Genomic DNA, 22,721 nt, shown 5'->3' with positions numbered 1-22,721 from the left:
TCCTGTTCACTCATGACCGGGACCCGATCCACATCGCCGAGCCGACGAGCAGCACGATGCCGATGATCCACGCCGCGAGGCCCTCGGTCGCGGGGCCGAAGCCGCCGAGGCCGTAGCCGCTCTCGGAGGGGGTCTCCATCCGGTCCTTGATGTACGCGACGATGTCCTTCTTCTCTTCCGGCGTCAGCTGCCGGTCGGAGAACTTGGGCATGTTCTGCGGGCCGGTGAGCATGGCCAGGTAGATCTGCTGTTCGCTGGCCGGCGCGAGCGGCGGCGCGAACTTACCGGAGGACAGCGCGCCGCCCTTGCCGGTGAAGTTGTGGCAGGACGCGCAGTTCATGCGGAAGAGCTCGCCACCGCGGCCCAGGTCGGCGCCCTCGATGAGGGATTCCTGGGCGATCTCGCCGTTGGCGTCGCGCACCACGGTCGGGCCGCCGCCGTTGGCCTGGATGAAGGCGCCGAGGGCATCGGTCTGACGGGCGTCGAACTTCGGGGGCTTGCGCATGATCTGGGCTTCGTTGCGCACCGCGGGCATACGACCGGAGGAGACCTGGAAGTACACCGCGGCCTCGCCGACGCCGATCAGGCTCGGGCCGCGATCGGCGACACCCTGCAGGTTGGCACCGTGGCAGGTGATGCAGGAGGTGTCGTAGATCTGCTTGCCCTCGCGGATCAGCGCTGACTGGTCCTCGTGCGCCGTGGCGACCTGCGCGGTGGGCGTCAGGGCCGATGCCGCGAAGCCGGCTCCGACGAGGCCCATCAGGAGAACCAGACCGCCGGCGATACGCCGACGCAAGCGGCGCTGCTTACGCGTCTTGGTGGCCTCGCCGATCGCGGCGCCCGAGGATTCGGGGCGCGGATCTGGCGCTGACGGGGGAGATGAACTCATCTGTGTCCCTTTGGAGTAGACGGAACCGACTTGTACAGAAGCTTCTTGCCTACGGCGGGCTGTGCCGTGGATCTGTCCGAAATCAGCGGACGAAGTAGATCGTGGCGAAGAGCCCGATCCAGACGATGTCGACGAAGTGCCAGTAGTACGAGACGACGATCGCCGCGGTGGCCTGCGCGGGGGTGAACTTACTGACCTTGGTGCGGATCAGCAGGAACACGAACGCGATCAGACCGCCGATGACGTGCAGGCCGTGGAAGCCGGTCGTGATGTAGAAGACCGAGCCGTACACGGTGCTCGAGATCGTCGTGCCCTCTTCCACCAGGTGGTAGTACTCGTAGCCCTGGCCGGCGACGAAGAAGGCCCCCATGATCAGGGTGATGACGTACCAGCGGCGCAGGCCGAAGACGTCGCCCCGCTCCGCCGCGAAGACGCCCATCTGGCAGGTGAACGAGGAAGCCACCAGGACGGCGGTCACCGGGACGGCGAGGCCGAGGTTCAGCTCGGTCGGCTCCATCGGCCACTTATCGCCGCCGGCTTGCGCGCGGGCGACAAAGTACATAGCGAAAAGGCCGGCGAAGAACATCAGCTCGCTGGACAGCCAGATGATGGTACCGACGCTGACCATGTTGGGCCGGTTCAGCGAATGCACACGCTGAGTAATGGCCGATCCTGGGGTCCCTACTGCGGTCGTCACGCCGGTAAGTATGACTTGTCGTAGTACGACAGGCGTAGCCGGGTTGGAAAACTCGGTCAGCGTGTCGGAAACCGCAGGGCGAGCGAGCCTCTCGGGGGGCGCTCGGCGTGTCTCGGAGCAGCATAGATTGGCCGTTTAAGAGAAAGCTGAGCCACTTATAGGCCGGTTGGGAAGGGATGGTGGCGGGGATGTCGTGGGTGGGCAGAATGCTGCGGCGCGGCGGGACAACGGAACTGGATCCCGGGCGTGGCGACCTGGTGCCGGTGGCGTCGAGTTTCGATGACGCGGAGGCGTGTTCGGTGGCCCTGGGCCGGACCGGCGCCTGGACCGCCGACCAGCCCGTGGTGCTGCGCCAGCACCTGCTGGTGCCCGCGGATCGGCTCGATGCGGTGCGGATCATCACCGCGGAGCTCGGCTATGACACCGTCGCGACCGGCGCCGCCGCGCGGACCCCGGAATCCGCGGCCGCCGCCGAGCGGGTCATCGCGACCGCGGGTCTCGCCCCCGACCCGGCCGAGACCGTCGCCCTGCTGGTGCGCCGGGTGCAGGTACTCGACGCGATGCACTGCGCGCAGGAGCGTTCCCGCCTGACCGCTGTGGCCCATCGGCACGGCGCGGTCCTGCTGGGCTGGGAGGCGCTGCAGCCCGCGCCCGGGCGTCCGGGAGAAAAGAAATAGCCCCCGCGCACTAGGCTGGCGTCGACAACACTGGTGTACGGACATCACCGGCGACGGAAGAGATGAGCAATGAGCGCGCGCAGCTGGCGAGAAATCCTCGGCATCCTCACCGATGGCAACGATCTGGCCGCGGACGAGGCCGCGTGGGCGATGAACGAGATCTTCACCGATAGCGCCACCTCCGCGCAGATCGCGGCGTTCGGCGTCGCCATGAAGATGAAGGGCCCGACCCCGGTCGAGCTGAGCGGTCTGGCCGCGGGCATGCTCGCGCACGCGCGCCGGGTCGAGGTCGACGGCGCCGCGGTCGACATCGTGGGCACCGGCGGTGATCGCTCCGGCACGGTGAACATCTCGACCATGTCCTCGATCGTGGTGGCGGCCACCGGCATTCCGGTGGTCAAGCACGGCAACCGCGCGGCCTCCTCCAAGAGCGGCGGCGCGGACGTGCTCGAGGCGCTCGGGGTGAAGATCGCCCTGGGCCCGGAGTCGGTTGCCACGAGTGTGCGCGAGGTCGGCATCGGCTTCTGTTTCGCCCCGGTGTTCCATCCGTCGCTGCGTTTCGCGGGTCCCGCGCGCGCGGAGATCGGCATCCCGACGGTCTTCAATATCCTGGGCCCGCTGACCAATCCGGCCCAGCCGGGCGCGGGTCTGATCGGCTGCGCCTTCGCGGATCTGCTGCCGGTGATCGCCGGCGCGTTCGCCGAGCGCGGCGCGTCCGCCCTGGTGGTCCGGGGTAACGATGGCCTGGACGAGATCACCACCGCCGACACCACCGACGCCTGGGTCGTCGCGGGCGGCCGGCGGGCCGAAACCACCATCGATCCCACGAAACTCGGTATCGAGCGGGTCGCCCCCGAGGCGCTCAAGGGCGGGGACGCCACCCTGAACGCGGAGATCGCCCGGAATTTCCTGGCCGGCGCGGCCGGTCCGGTGCGCGATGCGGTGCTGCTGAACTCGGCGGCCGCGGTGGTGGCCTTCGAGCTCACCGCCGATCAGGTCGGCGAGGATCTGCACGACCGGCTCGGCGCGGCCCTGGAACGGGTTGCGGCGACGGTCGATTCGGGCCGGGCCGGCGAACTGCTCGAGCGCTGGGCGGAGCTGACGAACAAGCTCGGCTCGGAGTAGCCGCGAGCGGTGTCGTCGCGGACGCGGCGGCACCGGGCGGCGGGCCACCGGTGTCCGCCTCGCGCACCCGGTTTCGGGCGCGGCGGATCATTCGCCGATCGAGAAGCCCGCCTCGACGTCGATGCTCGAGTAGGACTTGAACGCGATGTGCGTCGCGGTCCGCACCACGCCCGGGGTCTTGTTGATGTGCCCGGTCACGACCTCGGCGATCTGCTGGTGGTCGCGCACGCGCACGATGCCGATCAGGTCCACGTCGCCCGCGCAGGAGTACACCTCGGCGACGCCGTCGATGTCGGCCAGCGCCTGGGCGGTCTCGGGGATGCGGTCGGATTCTGCGTGGATCAGCACGATCGCGGTAATCATGGGACCACTTTAGGCGATGGCGGTGTCGGCGCGGTGCCGCACCGCGTGCGGTCCGGCCCGTTCCCCGCGTACGCCGAGCTATCTGTAACCCCCGGTGCACGCTGGGGAAACCTGGGGCTTGATTCCGCGAATCCGCGTCCGCTACGCCCGTTTTGGGTGATCATGGATCGAAATGTGAACCGACCAGTAGTCACCTTGGGGCTACGCAGGGGGTTTTCGATGCTAGATCTGATTCCGGCCGTTCCGGTCCTTCGAAACATCACTCGCCGCACCGCGCGCCTGGCCGCGCGGACCTTGCTCGCGGGTGCCACGGTCGCGGCCATCGCCGCCGCCGTACCGGCGCATGCCGCGCCCGACCCCGTTCCCGATCCGGTAGCGAGCATCAGCACCGATGTGATCAAGATGATCGACTCGGTGACCACGCTGCAGCTGCCCGGTCAGGATCTGCCGACCGCGCTGAGCCCGACCACCGCGATCGTGGTGCTGGGCTACGGTCTGCTGCCGGACGGTGAGATGCGGCCGGAACTGATCAACCGGCTGTACGCCGGATACGTCTCGGCGCTGCTCTCGCCCCATTCCCCGGTCATCGTGACCGGCGGTAATCCGCAGGCCGGCCGCACCGAGGCGCAGGCGATGGCGGACTGGCTGATCGGGCGCGGCATCGACCCGGTGCGCATTCACAGTGAGACCCAGGCGAATTCGACGGTGCAGAACGCGGCGTTCTCGGCCAAGGTCATGGAGGCGATCGGCGCGCACGCGGCCATCCTGATCACCTCCGGCGACCACATCGCCCGCGCGCTCACCAATTTCCGTGCCGCGGGCATCTCGGTGGTCGCGACCATGACCCCGGATCACACCCCGCTCTCGGCCCAGCCCTTCGGCCCCGGCGAGGCGCCGCGCTGAGGCGCGGGTGCGCGAGGTATCGACAACGAAGGCCCGTCCACCGTTTCGGTGGGCGGGCCTTCGCCACTCACTCCAGGAACCGGGCTATCGCCGCGGCCACACACGCGGGCTTGGCCTCGCCGTCGATCTCGACGGTGACGGTGCGCTCGATCTGCACCCCGCCCGGAATATCCTGTGCAGCCGCGAGTTTCACGCGGCCGCGGATGCGGCTGCCGACCGGCACCGGGTTGATGAACCGGACCTTGTCGAGCCCGTAGTTGATCGCCATGCGGGCGGAGCCGACCCGCATCACCTGCGCGGTCATCGGCACGATGAGCGAGAGCGTCAGGAAGCCGTGCGCGATGGTGCGCCCGTACGGGCCGGCGGCCGCACGCTCGGCGTCGACGTGGATCCACTGGTGGTCGCCGGTGGCCTCGGCGAACCGGTCGATGCGGTCCTGGTCGATGGAAATCCATTCGCTCACACCGATTTCCGTGCCGACGGCGGCGCGCAGCTGGTCGAAGGACGTGAAGTCGATCATGGGGCGAGCCCTTCTCAGATGCGGCGGCCGCCGTCGACGTAGATGGTCTGGCCGGTGACGAAGGAGGCGTCCGGGGACACCAGGAAGGACACCACGTTCGCGATGTCCTCGGGCTTGCCGACGCGGCGCAGCGGGGTGATCTCGGCGGCCTGCGCCCGGAAGACCTCCGGGTCGACGCCGACGCGGGCGGCGGTGGCGTCGGTCATGTCGGTGACGATGAAGCCCGGCGCGACGGCGTTGACGTTGATGCCGTACGGCCCGAGTTCGATGGCGAGGGTGCGGGTGAAGCCCTGGATGCCCATCTTGGCCGCGGAGTAGTTGGCCTGGCCCCGGCTGCCGAGGGCGGACACGCTGGAGGTGTTCACGATCTTGCCGGACTTCTGCTTCACCATGTAGCGCTGGGCGGCCCGGCTGCACAGGAAGGCGCCGCGCAGGTGCACGGACATGACGGTGTCCCAGTCGTCCACGGACATCTTGAACAGCAGATTGTCACGCAGCACGCCCGCGTTGTTGACCAGCGCGTCGACCGAACCCAGTTCGGCGACAACGCGTTCGAAGGCCGCGTCGACCGAGGCTTCGTCGGTGACGTTGCAGCCCACCGCGATCGCGGCGCCGCCCTGGGCCGCGATGGCGTCCACGGCGCCCTTGCAGGCGGCCTCGTCGAGGTCGGCGATGGCGACGGTGAAGCCGTCGGCGGCCAGGCGGGCGGCGGTGGCCGCGCCGATGCCGCGGGCCGCGCCGGTGACGAACGCTACCTTGGGACTCATGGGTATCTCCTTGTCGCGGAAGGGTTTCAGACGATGGCGTTGACGCCGGTCAGCGCGCGGCCGATGAGCAGTTTCTGAATCTGGCTGGTGCCCTCGTAGAGGGTCAGTACGCGGGCGTCGCGCAGGTACTTGGCGACCGGGTACTCGTCGATGTAGCCGTAGCCGCCGAACACCTGAATGGCGTTGTTGGCGGCCTTGACCGCGGCTTCGCTGGCGAAGAGTTTGGCGACCGAGGCCTCGGTGCCGAACGGTTTGCCGCGTTCGACGAGGTCGGCGACCCGCCAGGCCAGCAGCCGCGCCGCCTCGACCTCCACCGCGATGTCGGCCAGCAGTTCCTGGACCAGCTGGTAGGAGGCGATGGGTTTGCCGAACTGCTCGCGCTCGGTCGCGTATTTCACCGACGCTTCCAGGCAGCCGCGCGCGACGCCGACGCAGCCGGCGGCCACGCCCATGCGGCCCTTGTCCAGCGCCGCCATGGCGATCTTGAAGCCCTGGCCCTCGGCGCCGAGGCGCGCGGAGTCCGGCACCCGGACGCCGTCCAGAACCAGCTCGGCCGTGGCCTGCCCGCGCAGCCCGAGTTTGCCCTTGATCTCGGTGCGGGTGAATCCCGGTGCGGCCGTAGGCACCAGGAACGCGCTCACGCCCCGGGGACCGGGTCCGCCGGTGCGCGCGAAGATCAGGGCGACGTCGGCCCAGGTGCCGTTGGTGATGAAGATCTTGGTGCCGGTGAGCAGCCAGTCGTCACCGTCGCGTTCGGCCCGGGTGATCAGGCTGCTCGCGTCCGAGCCGGTGCCGGGTTCGGTGAGCCCGAAGCAGCCCAGCGCGGTCCCGGAGCACAGGCGCGGCAACCACTCTCGCTTCTGCGCCTCGGTGCCGTAGGTCTTGATGGTCTTGGCCACCAGCCCGAGCGAGACCGACACGATCCCGCGCACCGAGCTGTCGCCGACGCCGAGTTCCTCGAGCAGCAGGCAGTAGTCCAGCGCGGTTCCGCCGGATCCGCCGTACTCCTCGGGGATCTCGATGCCGAGAAACCCCATCGCCCCGAGCTTTCCGACGATGGCGGTGTCCACCGATTCCGCCCGATCCCAGGCGGCGGCGTAGGGCACGACCTCCTTCTCCACCCAGGCGCGGGCCAGGTCGCGCAATTGCCGCTGCGCGTCGTCGAGCTCGAAATCCATCGGCGAGAAGCTCCTAACCGAACGTTGTTAGGTTTACGCCACGAAGCTATCCTAACGCTGTTCGGTTTTTCAAGGCTCCCGGCACAACCCGCCGTGCACCCGCGAAGAGGGAGGTGTCCCCCATGGCCAGACCGAGGGTCCCGCTGCTGAGCCGCGACCGCATCCGCGCCGCCGCGCTCACCCTGATCGACCGTGACGGCCTCCCCGAACTGTCGATGCGCCGCCTGGCCGCCGAGCTGACCGTCCAGGCCGCCTCCCTCTACGGCCACTACCCCACCAAGGACGATCTCCTCGACGACATCGCCCGCGGCATCATGGCCCGGGTGGACACCTCGGCCTTCGCGACCGGCGATTGGCGGCACGGCCTGACCTCCTGGGCCCGCTCCTACCGCGCAGCCCTGGCGGCCCACCCCAATTTCGTCCCCTACCTGGCCACCGGCCCCGGCACCCGCGAGGAGAACCTGCGCGCCGCCGACGCGGTCCACGGCGGCCTGGTCACCGCCGGCTGGCCCCCGCGCGAGGCCACCCTGATCGGCGCCGCGACCCGCTACCTGGTGATGGGCGCGACCCTGGGCTCCTTCTCCCGCGGCTTCAGCGACGACGCCCACCTCTACCGCGACCGCTATCCCCACCTGGACCAGGCCCACCGCCTGCGCGCCAAGGCCGACGAAATAGATTCCGACAGCTTCGAGTTGGCCCTGACCTCCTTCGTCGACGGCCTGGCCCTGCGCTATCCCCCGGAAACGCCCCCCGCCGAACGCCTTTCGTAACACCGCGCCCCACGGCCGACGGTCAACCTACCCACCGGTTATGTATTGCTTTTTGTGGCAGGCCGGTGCGCGCGCACGTAGGGTGCTCGGTGGAGGGGATCCGCTCCCGCTTCACGTATTTTCCGCCGGATCGCAAGGAACACCTTGGCGCACAACATCTATATATCGACCCTGCTCGACGCGCTGGAGTCTCGGGGCTATCGGGGAGTCCTCGAGAATCCGACGGCGATCGGGGTCACCGCACCGGACGGCGACCGCCTCGATCTCCCGGTCGAGCGCTGGTTCCAGTACATCGACGCGAACGCGGAGGGCGGGCTCGCGGCTGCCGCGGCAAGCTACGCCCACCAGGCCACGCTGATGTTCGCGACCGCCGATCCGGCCGACGCGAACCTGCGCATCCGGCTGCACACCGACGAGTACATGGACCAGGTCATGCAGCACGGCGATCGGCGCATCCGGCTCGGCGACTCGTTGCTGACCCGGCAGCTGGCGCCGGGCCTGAAGGAGACGGTGGTGATAGACCTCCCCGACCAGATCCGGCCGCTGAACCGTTCGGAGTTGAAAGGCCGGAACGCGAACCTCGTTTTCGGGGCGGCCATTCGGAACTCCCTGGCGGAGGACCACGTCCGGGTTCTCGAGCACACCTACGGTCCGGTCACGGTGCTGGCGCTCGAGGCCGACCACCGCTACGTCGGCGCCCACGCGCACGTGCTGACCCGGCTCGTGGATACGGCCGCCGCCCGGCTCGGCGCGCTGGTCGCGTTCCCGGCGCCCGAGGTGGTCGTGGTGTACCCGATCGCCCCGGTGACCGATGTCGCGGAGACGCTGGGCCTGCTCGACTGGATCGTCAAGCGGTACACGGCATCCGCCGAGCACCGCCTGCTGCCGCACCTGTTCTGGTGGCAACCCGGCGAGTACGAGCGACTCGGCGCCACCGGACCGTCCACCGGCCGGGGTCCGGACCTGCGCCCGCTGCGATTCGACGCCGACCTCCGGTCCAAGACGATCCGGACGCACACCGCGGACACCGGCAAGCTCATCGAACTCTGGCGGAACGCGCGATGAATCACTCTCTCGGACAGCAGCACACACCATCGGGCATCACGCACACCCCGGTGCCGGAACTCGACGACGTCGCGCACCTGCTGCGTCCGGTGATCCGGCGCGCGGGCTTCGGTGACGAGTCGGTGCACAAACGCCGGCGCATCATCGCGGGGCTGGGCCTGGACATCGGGGACTACACGCCGATCTCGCTGCCGCTGGTGTCGCCCCTCATCGATCGGTACGTGATGATCGATCTGCCCGGCGCGCACGGCTACGTCTTTCCCGAACTCCTGGGCAGCTACGTGGTCCCGGCCCTGCTGCGGCACTGGGGAATCACCGCCGAGCAGGCTTTCGCCGCGGCCTACCGCAACATGGAGGGCGCCACCGGGGCCGCCCTGGACGACCGGCCCGCGGGCACCGGCAAGCCCGAACTGCTCGATCTGTCCGGGGAGCCCGGTGATTTCGCGGCCTCCCTCCCGATGCTCGAGGGCTGGTACGAGCAGGTGTGCGACATCCTGGGCCCGGACACCCTGGTGTTCATGCCCGCCGAGGGCACGCTCGTGCTGGGTCTCGGCATGAAGGGCCGCGGGACGCTGCTGTGGGAAGAGATCGAGCGGCGGTACGAGAGCGCCGCGCGGCCGCTGTCTCCGCTGCCGTACGTCTGCGACCGCGGCAGGCTGGTGCCCTACCAGGCCGGCTTCGAAGCGCCCGAATTCGCTGCGCTGGAGCGGGCTTCGGCCCGCTTCACCGCGACCTGCTATCAGCAGCAGGCCGAGCGCCTGCGCGCCCTGCGCGCGGACGGCGACGACAACTGGCTGGTGGCCGATGTGATCGCGGGGGCGCGCACGGACGGCACCGCCCTCACCGTGGCGTCCTGGGTCGACGGCGACGCGACGCTGATGCCCATCGTGGATCAGGTGGTGGTGATCGATCCGGACGGTGACTTCTCGCGGAACATCGGCGTTCCACTGGAATTGGTCATCGGCATCGTGCAGCCGAAGCCCGTCCCGGGCCTGCACCCACCGCGCTACCTCCTGCCGGACCACCCGGACGCCGCGACCATGGAGCGGCTGCGGCGGGTCGCGACGATGCACTGAGTCCGCCGGCGCGCTCACCCGATCTCGCGGGCCCGGAGGCGATTCGCCTCCGGGCCCGAGTGCGATAAATTCCCGGCGCGCACCGGTCTTATCGGCGTGTTTGCGGCGGAACATGATTCGGGGCGTGGTCTCGGCCGTTCTATTGCCGCGCCGACTCGGCGACTGCTAACCTTGCTACAGGAACGATTGCTCCGATATAGCCATCGAAGTTGTAGCCATCAAACCCCAATACTCCCCCGTCCCTGTGACTTTCAGGGATTCTCGCTCAGCTTGCCGCGCCGTCGCATCTCCCGCGCACTGCAGTCGATGAAAAGAAACTCCTGCGGATTCATGACGAGTGCGAGCGATGCGTTTCGCGGCTCGCGCGGCGGGGATTACGCTCCGGCGCCGCCACCAATTGCCCAGCGGGGCAACGAATAATCGGTGACGCGGCCCCGTGGGTGAATTATCCGAATTCCGCCGAACGGCTCGACAATCTCGACAGCTCTTGTCCCCAAAGATCAGCGCTTCGCTTTCTTCGCCATGCCCGCGCTGAGAAGGTGCGTGAACGATGCTTACCCATGTGCAATCGGACCGCTGGAGTGAATCGGTCGAAATCAACCCCCTGTACAGCGGCCTGGTTCCGCCCGGCGGGGTACCGAAATTCACGCTTCCCGACCACCCGATGTCACCCGAAGCCGCCGCGGCGCTCATTCGCGACGAGCTCATTCTCGACGGCAACGCACGGCTCAACATGGCGACGTTCTGCACGACGTGGATGGAACCGCAGGCCCGCGAACTCATCGCGGAGACCCTGGACCGGAACATCGTCGATCACGATCAGTACCCGCAGACCGCCGACATGGAGGCGCGCTGCGTCAACATCCTCGACAACCTGTGGCGCGACCCCGACGGCATCAGCGTGGGCTGTTCGACCAGCGGTTCCAGCGAGGCCGCGATGCTGGGCGGGCTGGCCATGAAATTCACCTGGCGCGAACGCCGGCGGGCGCGGGGCCTGTCGATCGAGCGGCCGAATCTGGCGCTGTCCACGGCGGTGCACACCTGCTGGCCCAAGTTCTGCCGGTACTGGGACGTCGAACCGCGCTGGATACCGATCGAGGAGGGCACCTACACCCTGGACCCCGCGCGACTGCCGGAGTACTGCGACGAGAACACCATCGGTGTGATCGGCGTGCTCGGGTCGACGCAGGTCGGCAAGCTCGATCCGATCGCGCGGATGTCGGCGGAACTGGACGAGTTGCACCGGCGCACGGGCCTGGACATCCCCATCCACGTGGACGCCGCGATCGGCGGCTTCATCACGCCGTTCCTGGAACCGGATCTGGTGTGGGACTTCCGTTTACCGCGGGTGCAGTCGATCAACGCCTCGGGGCACAAGTTCGGCCTGGTGTTCCCCGGCGTGGGCTGGATCGTCTGGCAGGAACCGTCCGCGCTGCCGGAGGATCTCGTGCTGGACTGTGATCTGCTGGGCGGCAACGTGGAAACGTACACGCTGAGCTTCTCCCGCTCGGGCGCACCGGTCATCGCCCAGTACTACAACTTCCTGCGCCTGGGTTTCGGCGGCTATCGGGCGGTGCAGCAGACCTGCGTGGACGTCACGCGCCACCTCGCCGAGCAGGTGGCCGGCATCGAGGGTCTGCAGGTCGTCTCGGGTGGCGAGCACCTGCCCATCCTCACCGTGCGGGTGCACCCCGACCACGAGCGGACGTTCACCGTCGCCGAGCTGTCCGATCGGCTGCGGGTGCGCGGCTGGCAGGCGCCCACCTACACGTTGCCGCCCGCTCTGGAACACATCGCGGTGGCCAGGTTCGTCATCCGCAACGGTTTCAGCAGGGCCGTCGCCGACATGCTCCTGACGGACATCCGGCGCGAGGTCGAGTTCCTGATCGGCGGCGGCCGCGCGAGCCGCGCCGCCGTGATTCCGGACTCCGGCGGCGACTGTTCGGCCGCCTAGCCCGGCCCGTGCGGCCGCGTGAAACCTGTTGCCGGGCACCGTAGGTCCGGCTCCACACCCGTTACGTTTCGAGGGATGTCCCATGTGCAGTGCTATCACGTCCGGGCGTGACATGTCCCGCGACGGCCGGCCCGCGCGGCTCGCCGCGCACGTGTTGTCGCATTACGGCCCGGTCTGGAACGCGGTCAACCGCATCACCCCGGTGCAGCGTCAGTTGAACAGTCAGCTCACCCAGATCGCGATGCGGAATCTGCCGACCCGGCCCGAGCCGCTGAGCGCCCGCGATTCCTACACCAGCTGGCCGTCGCTGACCGATCGGACCTACATCGGACGGCAGTTGCCGCCGGTGGACACCGAGCGGCCGGGTCTGCCGACGGTCGCCGAGACCGTCGAGTTGTTCCGGCGCTCGGGCCCGACCATCACCGCCGAACGCTCGAGCGCCCTGCTCCCCGCGTGGTCGCAGTGGTTCACCGACGGATTCCTGCACCGCGGCAACGATCCCGATCCCCGGCGCATCGATTCGACCCACGTGGTGGACGCCCGCCCGCTCTACGGGCACACCGAGGAGATCAGCAACGCCCTGCGCGCCTTCGAGGGCGGGCGGCTGCTGAGCCGCTGGGTCGGCGACGCGGAGTTCCCGCCGCTGCTGTGCGAGGGCGGGCGGATCAAGCCGGAATTCGCGTCGGTGGAACCGGTTCGCTTCGAGCGCATTCCGTTCGAGAAGCGCGATTCGCTGTACGCCCTCGGCGGCGACGGCTCCAATTCCACCATCGGCACGCAGATGTTCGCGACCCTGTTCGTGCGCGAGCACAACCGCATCGCCGGAATCATCGCGGCGGCACACCGGGATTGGGACGACGAACGCGTCTTCCAAACCACCCGCAATGTCATCATCGTGCTGATGACCCGGGTCGCGCTGGAAGACTATGTCAACCATCTCACGCCGTTCCACTTCCGGTTCTCGCTCGATCCGAAGCGCACCTATCGGGGGCCGTGGATTCAACCGAATTGGGTCACCGTCGAATACAGCATGTCCTATCGCTGGCACAGCATGATTCCGTCCGAATACGTCATCGACGGCACGACCGTGCCCGTGTCCGACACGCTGGCGAATTCGAAACTGGTCGAGTCCCGCGGGCTCGGGCCGCTGTTCCAGGACCTCTCGACGCAACCGGCGGGCAGGCTGGGTTTGCTCAACACGCACGAGTCGCTGCTGCCGACCGAGGAATCGACCATCGCGATGGGACGAGCCCTGAAAATGGCGTCCTACAACGACTATCGTGAATTCGCCGGATTGCAGCGGGTGACGGACTGGCGGCAGATATCCAGCGACAGCGCCGTCATATCCGGTCTGCGGGAACGCTATCGCGCGATCGACGACATCGACTACTACGTCGGTCAGGCGGCCGAGGAGCCCGCGACCGGTGCGCTGTGGGGCCGCCTGATGGGGCGGATGTTCGTCGTGGCGGCCTTCTCCGAGCTCCTGAACCACCCGCTGCTCTCACCCCGGCTGTTCACGCCGGAGACGTTCTCGCCCGAGGGTATGGCCGTCATCGCCTCGACCCATTCGTTCTCCGAGATCCTCGCGCGGAACATCCCCGAGGACAGCGGCACGTACCTGGTCACGCTCGGCCGGAGCGCGCCGCGATGAGCCCGCGGTTCCGGCGCGCCCCGGCCCGGCAGGCCCGCCCGGCAGACACCGTGCCGATCGACGCGGGCCACCGGATCCTGGCCCTGATCACCCTGGTGATCGCGCCGCCGCTGGTGCTGCTCGCCGCGGTTCCGGTGGCCCTGCGCTACGGGTGGGGCCCGTCGTGGCTGGATCTCGCGCTCGGCGGAATCCTGTATGCCGTGGCCATTTTCGGTATCACCGCCGGCTATCACCGGTGCTTCACCCATCGGTCGTTCACCGCGCGCGGGCCGCTGAAGGTGGCGCTCGCGCTGGCGGGCGGCATCGCCCTCGAGGGACCCGTAACGCTGTGGGCGGCCGAGCATCGCCGCCACCATCGCTACTCCGACGCGCCCGGCGATCCGCACTCGCCCTGGCGGTTCGGTACGAGCCGGAAGGCGTTGCTGCGCGGGCTGTTCCACGCCCAGGTCGGCTGGTTCGCGACCGCGCCGAGCCGGGCCGACCGCGAACGCTACGTCCCCGATCTGCTGGCCGACCCGATCCTGCGCCGGATCGACCGCTGCTACCCGCTGATCGCCGCGGCCTCGCTGCTGCTGCCCGCGGCGCTGGGCGCCCTGGCGACCGCGAGCTGGCACGGCGCGATCACCGCGTTCCTGTGGGCCGGGCTCGTGCGCTACGCCCTGGTGCATCACATCACCTGGTCCGTCAATTCGATCTGCCACGCGTTCGGCGACCGGCACTACCCGACCCGCGGCGCGGACCAGTCCAGGGATGTGCGCTGGATAGCGTTCCTCACCTTCGGCGAAGGCTGGCACAACCTGCACCACGCCAATCCCACCAGCGCCCGCCACGGCGGCCTGCCCGGCCAGCACGATCCGACGGCGGCCCTGATCCGGGTGTTCGAACGCCTGGGCTGGGCCTACGACGTGCATTGGCCGGCCGCCGCGCACCACGACGACCCCCGGCCCGCCTAGCCCGCCCCCGGAACCACGAGCGACCCGGGTCGACCTCCGAGACCTCACGGGAGGAGCTTCTCCGGTCGTGAGCGGCGCCTCCGGAACCGCGGTGCGGCAACGCATACGGTGTCATCGGGCTGGATCCCGCGCAGTGCGTTCCGGCGGGCCGCCGGCAGCCGCGGACAGCGCTGCACGCTCAGCCGCATCGCCGGGACGTCCTCCACGACGCGCAGCTGTGACGAGCGACGGAGGGCCCGCTGTCACCTGTGGTTCCACCGAGCGCCCTCGCCGTCGGCGTCACCGCCGCACCGGGCTCCCGGCACGGGAGCCGGCGTCCCGACACGGCGGGCGGCACGAACCGGGGCCCGGGTCGCGACCGACCCGGGCCCGCCGTCCTACAGCGTTGTCCCTCAGGAGATCCCGAACTCCGCGCGCACCCGGTCCTCGGTCAGCCCGTAGTCGGCGAGCGAGTAGCGATGCGCGGGTTTGCGGTCGCCGCTCTTGCTCTCCTCGTCGAGGGCGGTCATGGCCGCCCGGGCGGGCTCGTCGAACTCCAGGCCGAACGCGGTGTAGATCCGGTCCACCGTCCCCATCGGGTCGGCGCGCAGGTCGTCGAACTCGATGTCGAGGAACTGGTCCGGGTTGTATCGCGCTCGGGCGGTGGTGAACTCGCGCAGGCCGCGGGACCACAGCTCGAGCTGGGTCTCGCCGATCGTGTCACCGACGAAGGTGTCGGACCAGCCGCGGGCGGCGTGATCGGCCAGGCTGCACGCGGACCCGACGATGGTGACCGGGTCGCGGTGGGTCTGGATGATCAGCGCGTCGGGGTACGCCGCCATCAGCGCGTCCAGGGCGAACAGGTGGCTGGGGTTCTTGAGCACCCAGCGGCGGTTGTCGCCGAGTCCGATGAGCTGCAGGTTCTTCCGGTGCCGGGCGTAGGCGTCGGTCCAGTCCTGCTTGCGCAGCCACTGCGAGTAGGTCGGCAGGTAGGCCAGCGTCTCGTACGAGATCGACTTCACCGTCTGGCGCAGCAGCTGCCAGCATTCCTCCACGTCGGAGGCGCTCATGTAGTGCAGCCCCATGAAGTCCGGGTTCTCCACCCGGTGCTGGGCGAACCCGGCGTCGATGCGCTGGTAGATCGGGTTGTCGGACCACGTCTCGCGCGGCGGTCGCGGCTGCGGCAGTTCGGCGAGCCACATCTCCAGCGCCTGATGGTGCGGGTCGGCCGCGAGCAGCCGGTGCAGGGCGGTGGTGCCGGTGCGCGGCAGGCCGGTCACGAAAATCGGCCGCTGGACCGGGGTGTCGGCGTAGGCCGGGTTGGCTTTCCAGGACGCCTCGCTCAGCGCGCGGGCGACCAGGGCCCCGCGCAGGAAGTACCGGCTCATCTTGGAGCCGAGTTCGGTGAGCCCGGCGTCGCGCTGGTAGGACTCCAGCAGGACGCCCAGACCCTCGAGGTGGTCGTCGCCGCCGAAATCCTCGAGGCCGCAGACCCGGGTGGCCGAGGCGTGCAGATCCTCGACGGTGCCGACGGTGGTGCGTGCGCTCATTCAGGTAACTCCTTTTCGGGCCGGGGGCCGCGACAGGCTCGAGCACCTGCCGTGACCCCCGGAAAAGCTTGGTCAGACGTGGTATTCGCCGCAGTTCACGTCGATGGTCTGGCCGGTGATGGCGTTGGCCCAGGGCGAGGCCAGGAACACGACGGTCTGCGCGATCTCGTCCGGCAGCGGCAGCCGCTTGAGATCGGATTTGGACGCGGTCTGCTGGTACACCTGTTCCTCGGTGATCCCGTACTTCTTGGCGATCTCCCCGAAGTACCACTTGAGCTGATCGGTCCAAATGTAGCCCGGGGCAACGCTGTTGACCCGGATTCCCTTCTCACCGAGCTCGGTGGCCAGGGTCTGCGAGAGCGCCAGCAGCGCCGACTTGGAGACCTTGTAGCTGCCGTAGCGCGGCTCGGAGTGCCGCAGCACCGCCGAGTTGATCATGACCACGTTGCCCTGGGTCTCGGTCAGCGCCTCGGTGAAAGCCTGTGTCATGCGCAGGTTTCCGAGCACGGTGAGGTCGAGACTGGTGGTGATCTGCGCGTAGTCGGTGCGCGCGAGCGGCTTCATGGACGGTACCGAGAACGCGTTGTTCACCAGCACGTCCACCCGCCCGAACGCCTCGAGCGTGCGCGCCACCAGGTTCGCGACGGCGTCGGCGTCGGTGATATCGGTGACCACGCTGAGGGTTTCGCCGCCGGCGGCCTCGACCTCGGCCGCGACCTCCTTCAACCGCGACTCGGTCCGCGCGGCGAGCACGACCTTGGCCCCGGCCGCAGCGGCCTTGAGGCAGATGGACCGCCCGAGCCCCGGGCCCACGCCGCTGACCACGACGACCTTGCCCGCGAGCAGTCCTGTTTCGAGCCGGCTCATCCCAGCATCCTTTCCGCGAAACCACGCTGACGGGCGGCGATTCGGTCGCGCCAGCCCGCGTCGTCGATCCGATTGTGTGCGAAGTGCGGCAGCCGTTCGGCCACCTTGTCGAAGGGCACCAGTTCGAAGGTGGGGCCCTGGTCCGGGGTGACCGGGGAATCGACGCGCTGCCAGCGGAACTGGAGGATCCCGCGGCGGCGTCCGGTGGTCTCGACCCAGTTGGCGATGCCGGGGTTGCGCGCCGACACCACCAGTCGGACGAGCCCGTCCGGATCCACCTGCGCCTGTGCGTGATTGAGGCTGGTCTGGTGGTTCACGTAGTCCAGCGAGATGTACCAGCGGCTGCCGAGCTGGAAACCCAGGTACGGCGCCTGCGATGCCGGCACCGTGATGATCAGCGCCTGGTCGTCGGCGAGGTCGTAGTGCCCGACCGAGGAGTACTGGGTGCTCAGTCCGCCCGGGGTGAGCCGGGGTTCGGTCAGGGTGTTGACCGGCAGATCCAGGTAGAACCACTTGGGGAAGTTGAACCAGGTGTGCACGCGGGTCAGCAGCATGCGCCCGGCGGCCCGGTAGCGCTTGCGCAGCTGGGTCACGTCGGGTTCGGCCGGCGCGGTGCCGACGGTGTCGACCCGTTCGATGCGAATGGTGCCCTTGCGCTCGGACAGCCAGTCCCCGTACACCTCGCGCACCGCGAGCATGGACGCGCCCTCGCCGAGCACGAAGTAGTTCGGCTCCGGATTCTCCTTGGGCGGCCCGAACCGCAACTGGTAGCTGCCGTCCGCGGCGATGTCGAGGCGGCGATCGTCGAACGCGTCCTGCCCGCCCGGCACGTCGGTGGCGGTGTAATCGCCCTTGAGCACCTGGAAACTCAGGTCGACGGTGCTGCCGCGCACGCCGGTGAGCAGGTACTCCGCGCCGGGTTCCACGTTGGCGTGGTAGTACAGCGTGTCCGGGTTGTCCAGGCCCATCTTGGCGTAGGGCCCGGTGGAGGACACGAAGTACGGGTGCGAGGTGCCGTGCGCGCGCGAGAGCTGCAGCACCGCGGCGATACTGCCCTGCAGGTAGTCGTAGCCCTCGGCGAGGTCGTGCTCGTCGCGGATGAATTCCGCTGCCGCGATGAGCTTCTCGGCTTCCGCGACCGCGGCCAGGAAGGGCTCGGTCAGCGGCAGTTCGGCCTGTTCGATATCGGGTTGTGGCATCTGGCCTCAGCCATTCCTCTCGGAGAGTCCGCCTAGTTCGCGGCGGATCAATTGGGCGATGTCGACGGGGGTCCCGGCCTGCGGGGTGATGGTGAGTTCGGCGTATTCGGGCCGCTCGTACGGTGAGTCGATCCCGGTGAACTCACGCAGTTCGCCCGCGCGGGCGCGCTTGTACAGCCCCTTGGGATCGCGCAGCTCGCACTCGCTCAGCGGGGTGTCCACGAACACCTCGAAGAACGGCAATCGCTTGTCGTCGTGCAGCTTTCGCGCGTCGCGCCGCTGTTCCCGGAAGGGGCTGATGAGCGAGACGATGGCGACGGTGCCCGCGTCGGCGAACAGCGCCGCGACCTCGGCCACCCGCCGGATGTTCTCGCGCCGGTCCTCGTCGGTGAAGCCGAGGTTGCTGGTCAGCCCGTGCCGCAGGTTGTCGCCGTCGAGCAGGTACGCGGGCCGCCCGGACGCGATGAGCTGGCGCTCGAGTTCCACGGCGATGGTGGACTTGCCTGAGCCCGAGAGCCCGGTGAGCCAGATGGTCGCGCCCGCGCTCAGGCGCTGCCCGCGATCGACCTTGGAGTTGTGCCACACCAGGTTCGGGCGCGGGCGCCGTCCGCTGGTGCGATGCCCGCGATCGCTGCTGGTCTCGATCTTGCCCGGGGTGCGCCCGGTGATCATGCCCGCCGCCACCGTCTGGTTGGTGGCGTCGTCGACCAGGATGAAGCTGCCGGTGGCGCGGTTGTCGCGGTAGGCGTCGAACATGACCGGCTGGCGGCTGTGCAACGTCAGGCGCCCGATGTCGTTGAGCCCCAGCTGTTCCGCCTCGGTCTGCCGGTGCAGGGTGTTCACGTCCAGGCGGTAGTCGAGGTCGGTGACCCGCACCTTGGTCGACTGGGTGGCGGTGCGCAGGCTGTAGTCGTTCCCGGCGCGCAGCTGCGTGGTGTCGGAGAACCAGCACACCATGGCGTCGAGTTCGCGGTCCTGGTGCGGCTGGTTGCCGGGCCGGGCGAGCATGTCGCCGCGTCCGACGTCGATGTCGTCCTCGAGGGTGAGCGAGACCGCCATGCCGGCGTACGCCTCCTCGACCTTGCCGCCGCCCGGCGCCCAGATCTGCGCGACGTGGCTGCTGCGCCCCGAGGGCAGCACCACGACCTCGTCACCGGGCTTGAAGATCCCGCCGGCGATGGTGCCGGCGTAGGAGCGTTCGCTCTCCCCGTGCGGGCGGATGACGTACTGCACGGGCAACCGCGCGTCGATGAGATTGCGGTCGGAGGCGATGTGCACCTCCTCCAGGTGCCGCAGCAGCGGCGGCCCGGCGTACCACGGTGTGTGCGTGGAGGATTCGACCACGTTGTCCCCGGTGAGCGCGGACACCGGCAGGAAGCTCAGGTCGCCGACGTCGAGTTTGGTGGCGAAATCGGCGAACTCGGAACGGATTTCCTCGAATCGTTCCTCGGACCAGTCGACCAGGTCCATCTTGTTCACGCACAGCACCAGGTGCCCCACCCCCAGCAGCGAGGACAGGAAGGCGTGCCGCCGCGTCTGCTCGGAGACGCCCTTGCGCGCGTCGACCAGGATGAGCGCCAGATCCGCGGTGGACGCGCCGGTCACCATGTTGCGGGTGTACTGCACGTGCCCGGGGGTGTCCGCGATGACGAATTTCCTGCGCGGAGTGGTGAAGTAGCGGTAGGCGACATCGATGGTGATGCCCTGCTCGCGTTCGGCGCGCAGCCCGTCGGTGACCAGCGCCAGGTCCGGCTGCCCGCTGCCGCGGCCCAGGCTGACCCGCTCGATGGCGTCGAGCTGATCGGTGAACAGCGCCTTGGAGTCGTACAGCAGGCGTCCGATGAGGGTGGACTTGCCGTCGTCGACGCTGCCCGCGGTGGCCAGGCGCAAAAGGTTGCGGCGCATCAGAAGTAGCCCTCTCGCTTGCGATCCTCCATGCCGGAGTCCGAGATGCGGTCGTCGGCGCGGGTGGCGCCGCGTTCGGTGAGCCGGGTGACGGCGGTTTCGGCGATCACCTCGGCGGGGGTGGCGGCGGTGGATTCCACGCAGCCGGTGCAGTCGGCGTCGCCGAGGGTGCGGAAGCGCACGGTGTTCTCGAACAGTGGTTCGCCGGCGGCGGGGGTGATGAATCTGTTGTCCGCCAACAGCATTCCGTCGCGTTCGAGCACGAGCCGCCGGTGCGCGTAGTACAGCGACGGCAGCGCCACCTCGGCGCGGTCGATGTACTCCCAGATGTCGAGTTCGGTCCAGTTCGAGAGCGGGAACACACGAATGTGCTCGCCCCGGTTGTGCCTGCCGTTGTAGAGGTTCCACACCTCCGGGCGCTGCGCCCGCGGATCCCACGCGCCGTATTCGTCGCGGAAGCTGAAGACCCGTTCCTTGGCGCGGGCCTTCTCCTCGTCCCGGCGCGCGCCGCCGAAGACCGCGTCGAAGCGGTTCTCCCGGATGGCGCGCAGCAGCGTGGCGGTCTGCAGCCGATTGCGGGTCTCCCCCGCCTTCTCGGTGACCCGGCCGGCGTCGATGTCGTCCTGCACGCTGCCGACCAGCAGCTGCGCCCCGAGCCGGGCGACGGTGCGATCGCGGAAGTCGATCACCTCGTCGAAGTTGCGGCCGGTGTCGATGTGCATGAGCGGGAACGGCAGCGGCGCGGGCCAGAAGGCCCGCCGCGCCAGTTCCAGCATGACCGCCGAGTCCTTACCGCCCGAGAACAGCAGTACCGGCCGTTCGAAGGTGGCGGCCACCTCCCGGATGATGTGCACCGATTCCGCCTCCAGGGCGTCCAGGTGCGTCAGCTCGTATCCCGCGCGCATTCGCTTCACTCACTCGCCGCGCCGATCCGTCCCCGCCGTGTCCGAGAGCCGTTGCGCTCGGGACTTGCGGTGTCGAATATTCGACGCTATCGTTCGATAATGTGACACCGACGATAGGTCGGTTGACCGGTACCGGTCAATACCCCGCGCCGATTTACCCGGCGCGGGTGTCTCGCCGCCCGCCCGCAGCGCACCGAAGAGGACGCCGTGACCGACAGCCCCGCCACCGCCACGCTCGGCGATCCCGCGCTCGCCGCGCCCGGTGAACAGAGCGCCGCCTCCCCGCCCACCCGCCGGGTCGTGCAGACCGTGGAACTGCTGTCCCGCCATGCGGCCGAACAGCTTTCGCTCGCCCGCATCGTCCGGGCCACCGGCATGTCCCGGGCCACCGCGCACGCGGTGCTGACCCAGCTGACCGCCGAGGGCTGGACGGTCCGCGACGCGGACGGCAACTACGCCCTCGGCCTGGGCCTGATGACGGTCGCCCGGCGCGCCGAGGCGGCGTTCCCGCTGCGCCGCACGGCCGCCGACGCCCTGCGCGCACTGGCCGCCGACCGCGGCGTCCCGGTCTTCCTCGCCGAACGCGAACGCGACACCATCGCCGTCACCGAGATCATCGGCACCCCGTCCGTGCCCTGGATCCGGCACGCCAGGCGCATTCCCTTCGCCCCGCCCGTGTGCCGCGAATTCATCGCCTGGGCACCGGAATCCGAACGCCGCGCCTGGCTCGCCACCGCCGACCCGGCCCATCGCGAACGGCTGGCCGCGGTCCTGGACGCCATCGCCTCGCGCGGCTATTCGGTCGAGCGCCTGGCCGACGATTCCGCGCCGATGCTCGAGGCGCTGTCCGCGCTGCGGCACTCCCCCGTCACCGATCCGCTGCGACACCGGCTCAGCGCCATGATCACCGAACTCATCACCATCGACTACCTGCCCGACGAACTGGGCGAGAACAACGCCGTGGTGTCGGTGGCCGCCCCGATCTTCGGCCCGGACGGCACGGTCATCGCCTCGGTCGTGAGCTGCCCCGACACCCACCTGCCCGCCGCGGCGCTGCGCGAACTGGCCGCGGCCACCGTCACCGCCGCGGAGTCGATCACCGCGAGCCTGCGGCCCTGACCTGCCGCGCCCCGGCGTGCGCGCCCGGTGCGGCAGGATGGCGCGATGGAACCCATCTCATCGCGGGAGATCTACTCCAATCCCTGGATCACGCTGCACGAGGACATCATTCGCCGCCCGGACGGCGACGGCCTGTACGCCTACATCGACAAAGCGCACTTCGCCATCGTCATCCCGCGCGACGGCGACCGATTCCACCTGGTGGAACAGTTCCGATACCCCCTGCGCCGGCGCGGCTGGGAGTTCCCCGGCGGCACGGTGCCCGGCACGCCCTTCGATCCCATCGCCGCCGCCCGGCAGGAGCTGCGCGAGGAAACCGGTTTGCGCGCAGCGCATCTCACCCTGCTGGGCAAGATCGCCCCCGCACCCGGCACCAGCAATCACTACGGCCACGTGGTGCTCGCCGGCGGACTGACCGCGGGCGAGCCCGAACGCGAGCCCTCCGAACAGGACATGCGGGCCGCGTGGTTCTCCCGGGCGGACGTGGAAGCGATGATCGCGAATGGCGTCATCGTCGATTCCCAGACCATCGCGGCGTATCTGCTGCTGCTTTTACACGAGCGCGACAACCCCGCGTATTGAGTTCCGATCACGGTTCGGCATAGTCAC

The 22,721-nt window shown here is 69.1% G+C and carries 22 protein-coding genes; 11 read left to right on the top strand and 11 right to left on the bottom strand.

Features of this window, described 5'->3' with window-relative positions; translation table 11 throughout:
• Positions 1–10: 10 nt before the first annotated feature.
• Positions 11–889 carry a cytochrome bc1 complex diheme cytochrome c subunit gene (qcrC, locus tag ACWIGI_RS32335; protein WP_354991687.1) on the bottom strand — a complete coding sequence of 293 codons (879 nt, stop codon included), beginning with the start codon at positions 887–889 and terminating at the stop codon, positions 11–13.
• 82 nt (positions 890–971) lie between these two features.
• Complete coding sequence (gene ctaE, locus ACWIGI_RS32330) at positions 972–1,586, bottom strand: aa3-type cytochrome oxidase subunit III (protein ID WP_454206759.1); 615 nt, start codon at positions 1,584–1,586, stop codon at positions 972–974.
• 188 nt (positions 1,587–1,774) lie between these two features.
• Here ctaE and ACWIGI_RS32325 point away from each other — a divergent pair, with 188 nt between their 5' ends.
• Together ACWIGI_RS32325 and trpD are read left to right on the top strand one after the other, a co-directional pair.
• The gene (locus ACWIGI_RS32325; RefSeq protein ID WP_454206757.1) at positions 1,775–2,263 is read left to right on the top strand and encodes a hypothetical protein; all 489 of its coding nucleotides are present in this window, start codon (positions 1,775–1,777) and stop codon (positions 2,261–2,263) included.
• 69 nt (positions 2,264–2,332) lie between these two features.
• Positions 2,333–3,388, top strand: a complete 1,056-nt coding sequence (trpD, locus tag ACWIGI_RS32320; RefSeq protein ID WP_454206755.1) for an anthranilate phosphoribosyltransferase — start codon at positions 2,333–2,335, stop codon at positions 3,386–3,388.
• 87 nt (positions 3,389–3,475) lie between these two features.
• Here the strand turns inward: trpD and ACWIGI_RS32315 are convergent, their stop codons facing one another.
• Positions 3,476–3,751 carry an Lrp/AsnC family transcriptional regulator gene (locus tag ACWIGI_RS32315; RefSeq protein WP_454206753.1) on the bottom strand — a complete coding sequence of 92 codons (276 nt, stop codon included), beginning with the start codon at positions 3,749–3,751 and terminating at the stop codon, positions 3,476–3,478.
• A gap of 219 nt (positions 3,752–3,970) precedes the next feature.
• On the opposite strand from ACWIGI_RS32315, the gene ACWIGI_RS32310 reads away from it, so the two are divergent.
• On the top strand, positions 3,971–4,654 hold the full coding sequence (locus ACWIGI_RS32310) for a YdcF family protein (protein ID WP_454206751.1): 684 nt from the start codon (positions 3,971–3,973) through the stop codon (positions 4,652–4,654).
• A gap of 67 nt (positions 4,655–4,721) precedes the next feature.
• On the opposite strand, the gene ACWIGI_RS32305 is transcribed toward ACWIGI_RS32310, so the two are convergent.
• Genes ACWIGI_RS32305 through ACWIGI_RS32295 form a run of 3 tightly spaced genes read right to left on the bottom strand, consistent with a single transcriptional unit; the run spans position 4,722 to position 7,119 of the window.
• Entirely contained in the window at positions 4,722–5,174 is a 453-nt protein-coding gene (locus tag ACWIGI_RS32305) for a MaoC family dehydratase (protein ID WP_454206749.1), read from the bottom strand.
• 14 nt (positions 5,175–5,188) lie between these two features.
• Positions 5,189–5,941: a 3-oxoacyl-ACP reductase FabG gene (gene fabG / locus ACWIGI_RS32300; RefSeq protein WP_454206747.1), complete on the bottom strand. Its 753-nt coding sequence runs from the start codon at positions 5,939–5,941 to the stop codon at positions 5,189–5,191.
• Between the two features lie 26 nt (positions 5,942–5,967).
• A complete protein-coding gene (locus ACWIGI_RS32295; protein ID WP_454206745.1) occupies positions 5,968–7,119 on the bottom strand; it encodes an acyl-CoA dehydrogenase family protein in 1,152 nt (383 codons plus the stop codon).
• A 122-nt stretch (positions 7,120–7,241) separates the two neighbouring features.
• Between ACWIGI_RS32295 and ACWIGI_RS32290 the strand changes: the two genes are divergently transcribed.
• From ACWIGI_RS32290 to ACWIGI_RS32265, 6 genes are all read left to right on the top strand, one after another.
• The gene (locus ACWIGI_RS32290) at positions 7,242–7,889 is read left to right on the top strand and encodes a TetR/AcrR family transcriptional regulator (protein ID WP_454206743.1); all 648 of its coding nucleotides are present in this window, start codon (positions 7,242–7,244) and stop codon (positions 7,887–7,889) included.
• Positions 7,890–8,033: 144 nt separating this feature from the next.
• Positions 8,034–8,954: a hypothetical protein gene (locus ACWIGI_RS32285; RefSeq protein ID WP_454206742.1), complete on the top strand. Its 921-nt coding sequence runs from the start codon at positions 8,034–8,036 to the stop codon at positions 8,952–8,954.
• Positions 8,951–10,030, top strand: a complete 1,080-nt coding sequence (locus ACWIGI_RS32280) for a hypothetical protein (RefSeq protein WP_454206740.1) — start codon at positions 8,951–8,953, stop codon at positions 10,028–10,030. The genes ACWIGI_RS32285 and ACWIGI_RS32280 overlap by 4 nt, the downstream gene beginning before the upstream one ends.
• A gap of 550 nt (positions 10,031–10,580) precedes the next feature.
• On the top strand, positions 10,581–11,984 hold the full coding sequence (locus tag ACWIGI_RS32275; RefSeq protein ID WP_454206738.1) for a glutamate decarboxylase: 1,404 nt from the start codon (positions 10,581–10,583) through the stop codon (positions 11,982–11,984).
• An 82-nt stretch (positions 11,985–12,066) separates the two neighbouring features.
• Positions 12,067–13,635: a peroxidase family protein gene (locus ACWIGI_RS32270; protein ID WP_454206736.1), complete on the top strand. Its 1,569-nt coding sequence runs from the start codon at positions 12,067–12,069 to the stop codon at positions 13,633–13,635.
• Positions 13,632–14,588, top strand: a complete 957-nt coding sequence (locus ACWIGI_RS32265) for an acyl-CoA desaturase (protein ID WP_454206734.1) — start codon at positions 13,632–13,634, stop codon at positions 14,586–14,588. The genes ACWIGI_RS32270 and ACWIGI_RS32265 overlap by 4 nt, the downstream gene beginning before the upstream one ends.
• A gap of 392 nt (positions 14,589–14,980) precedes the next feature.
• Here the strand turns inward: ACWIGI_RS32265 and ACWIGI_RS32260 are convergent, their stop codons facing one another.
• The 5 genes from ACWIGI_RS32260 to cysD form a co-directional block, all read right to left on the bottom strand.
• Complete coding sequence (locus ACWIGI_RS32260; RefSeq protein WP_454206732.1) at positions 14,981–16,117, bottom strand: sulfotransferase family protein; 1,137 nt, start codon at positions 16,115–16,117, stop codon at positions 14,981–14,983.
• Positions 16,118–16,189: 72 nt separating this feature from the next.
• Entirely contained in the window at positions 16,190–16,984 is a 795-nt protein-coding gene (locus tag ACWIGI_RS32255; RefSeq protein WP_454206730.1) for an SDR family oxidoreductase, read from the bottom strand.
• Entirely contained in the window at positions 16,981–18,183 is a 1,203-nt protein-coding gene (locus ACWIGI_RS32250; RefSeq protein WP_454206728.1) for a hypothetical protein, read from the bottom strand. The genes ACWIGI_RS32255 and ACWIGI_RS32250 overlap by 4 nt, the downstream gene beginning before the upstream one ends.
• Before the next feature lie 6 nt (positions 18,184–18,189).
• On the bottom strand, positions 18,190–20,088 hold the full coding sequence (cysC, locus tag ACWIGI_RS32245) for an adenylyl-sulfate kinase (protein WP_454206726.1): 1,899 nt from the start codon (positions 20,086–20,088) through the stop codon (positions 18,190–18,192).
• A complete protein-coding gene (gene cysD, locus ACWIGI_RS32240) occupies positions 20,088–20,993 on the bottom strand; it encodes a sulfate adenylyltransferase subunit CysD (protein WP_454206724.1) in 906 nt (301 codons plus the stop codon). The genes cysC and cysD overlap by 1 nt, the downstream gene beginning before the upstream one ends.
• Before the next feature lie 207 nt (positions 20,994–21,200).
• Here cysD and ACWIGI_RS32235 point away from each other — a divergent pair, with 207 nt between their 5' ends.
• Both ACWIGI_RS32235 and ACWIGI_RS32230 read left to right on the top strand, forming a co-directional pair.
• The gene (locus ACWIGI_RS32235) at positions 21,201–22,112 is read left to right on the top strand and encodes a helix-turn-helix domain-containing protein (protein ID WP_454206722.1); all 912 of its coding nucleotides are present in this window, start codon (positions 21,201–21,203) and stop codon (positions 22,110–22,112) included.
• Between the two features lie 45 nt (positions 22,113–22,157).
• Positions 22,158–22,694, top strand: coding sequence for an NUDIX domain-containing protein (locus tag ACWIGI_RS32230; protein ID WP_454206720.1), 537 nt, complete (start codon positions 22,158–22,160; stop codon positions 22,692–22,694).
• Positions 22,695–22,721 lie beyond the last annotated feature (27 nt).

Source organism: Nocardia sp. NPDC055321, assembly GCF_053645575.1.
Note: the sequence above shows the minus strand (reverse complement) of the source record. Positions and strands in the feature narration are given on the sequence as shown.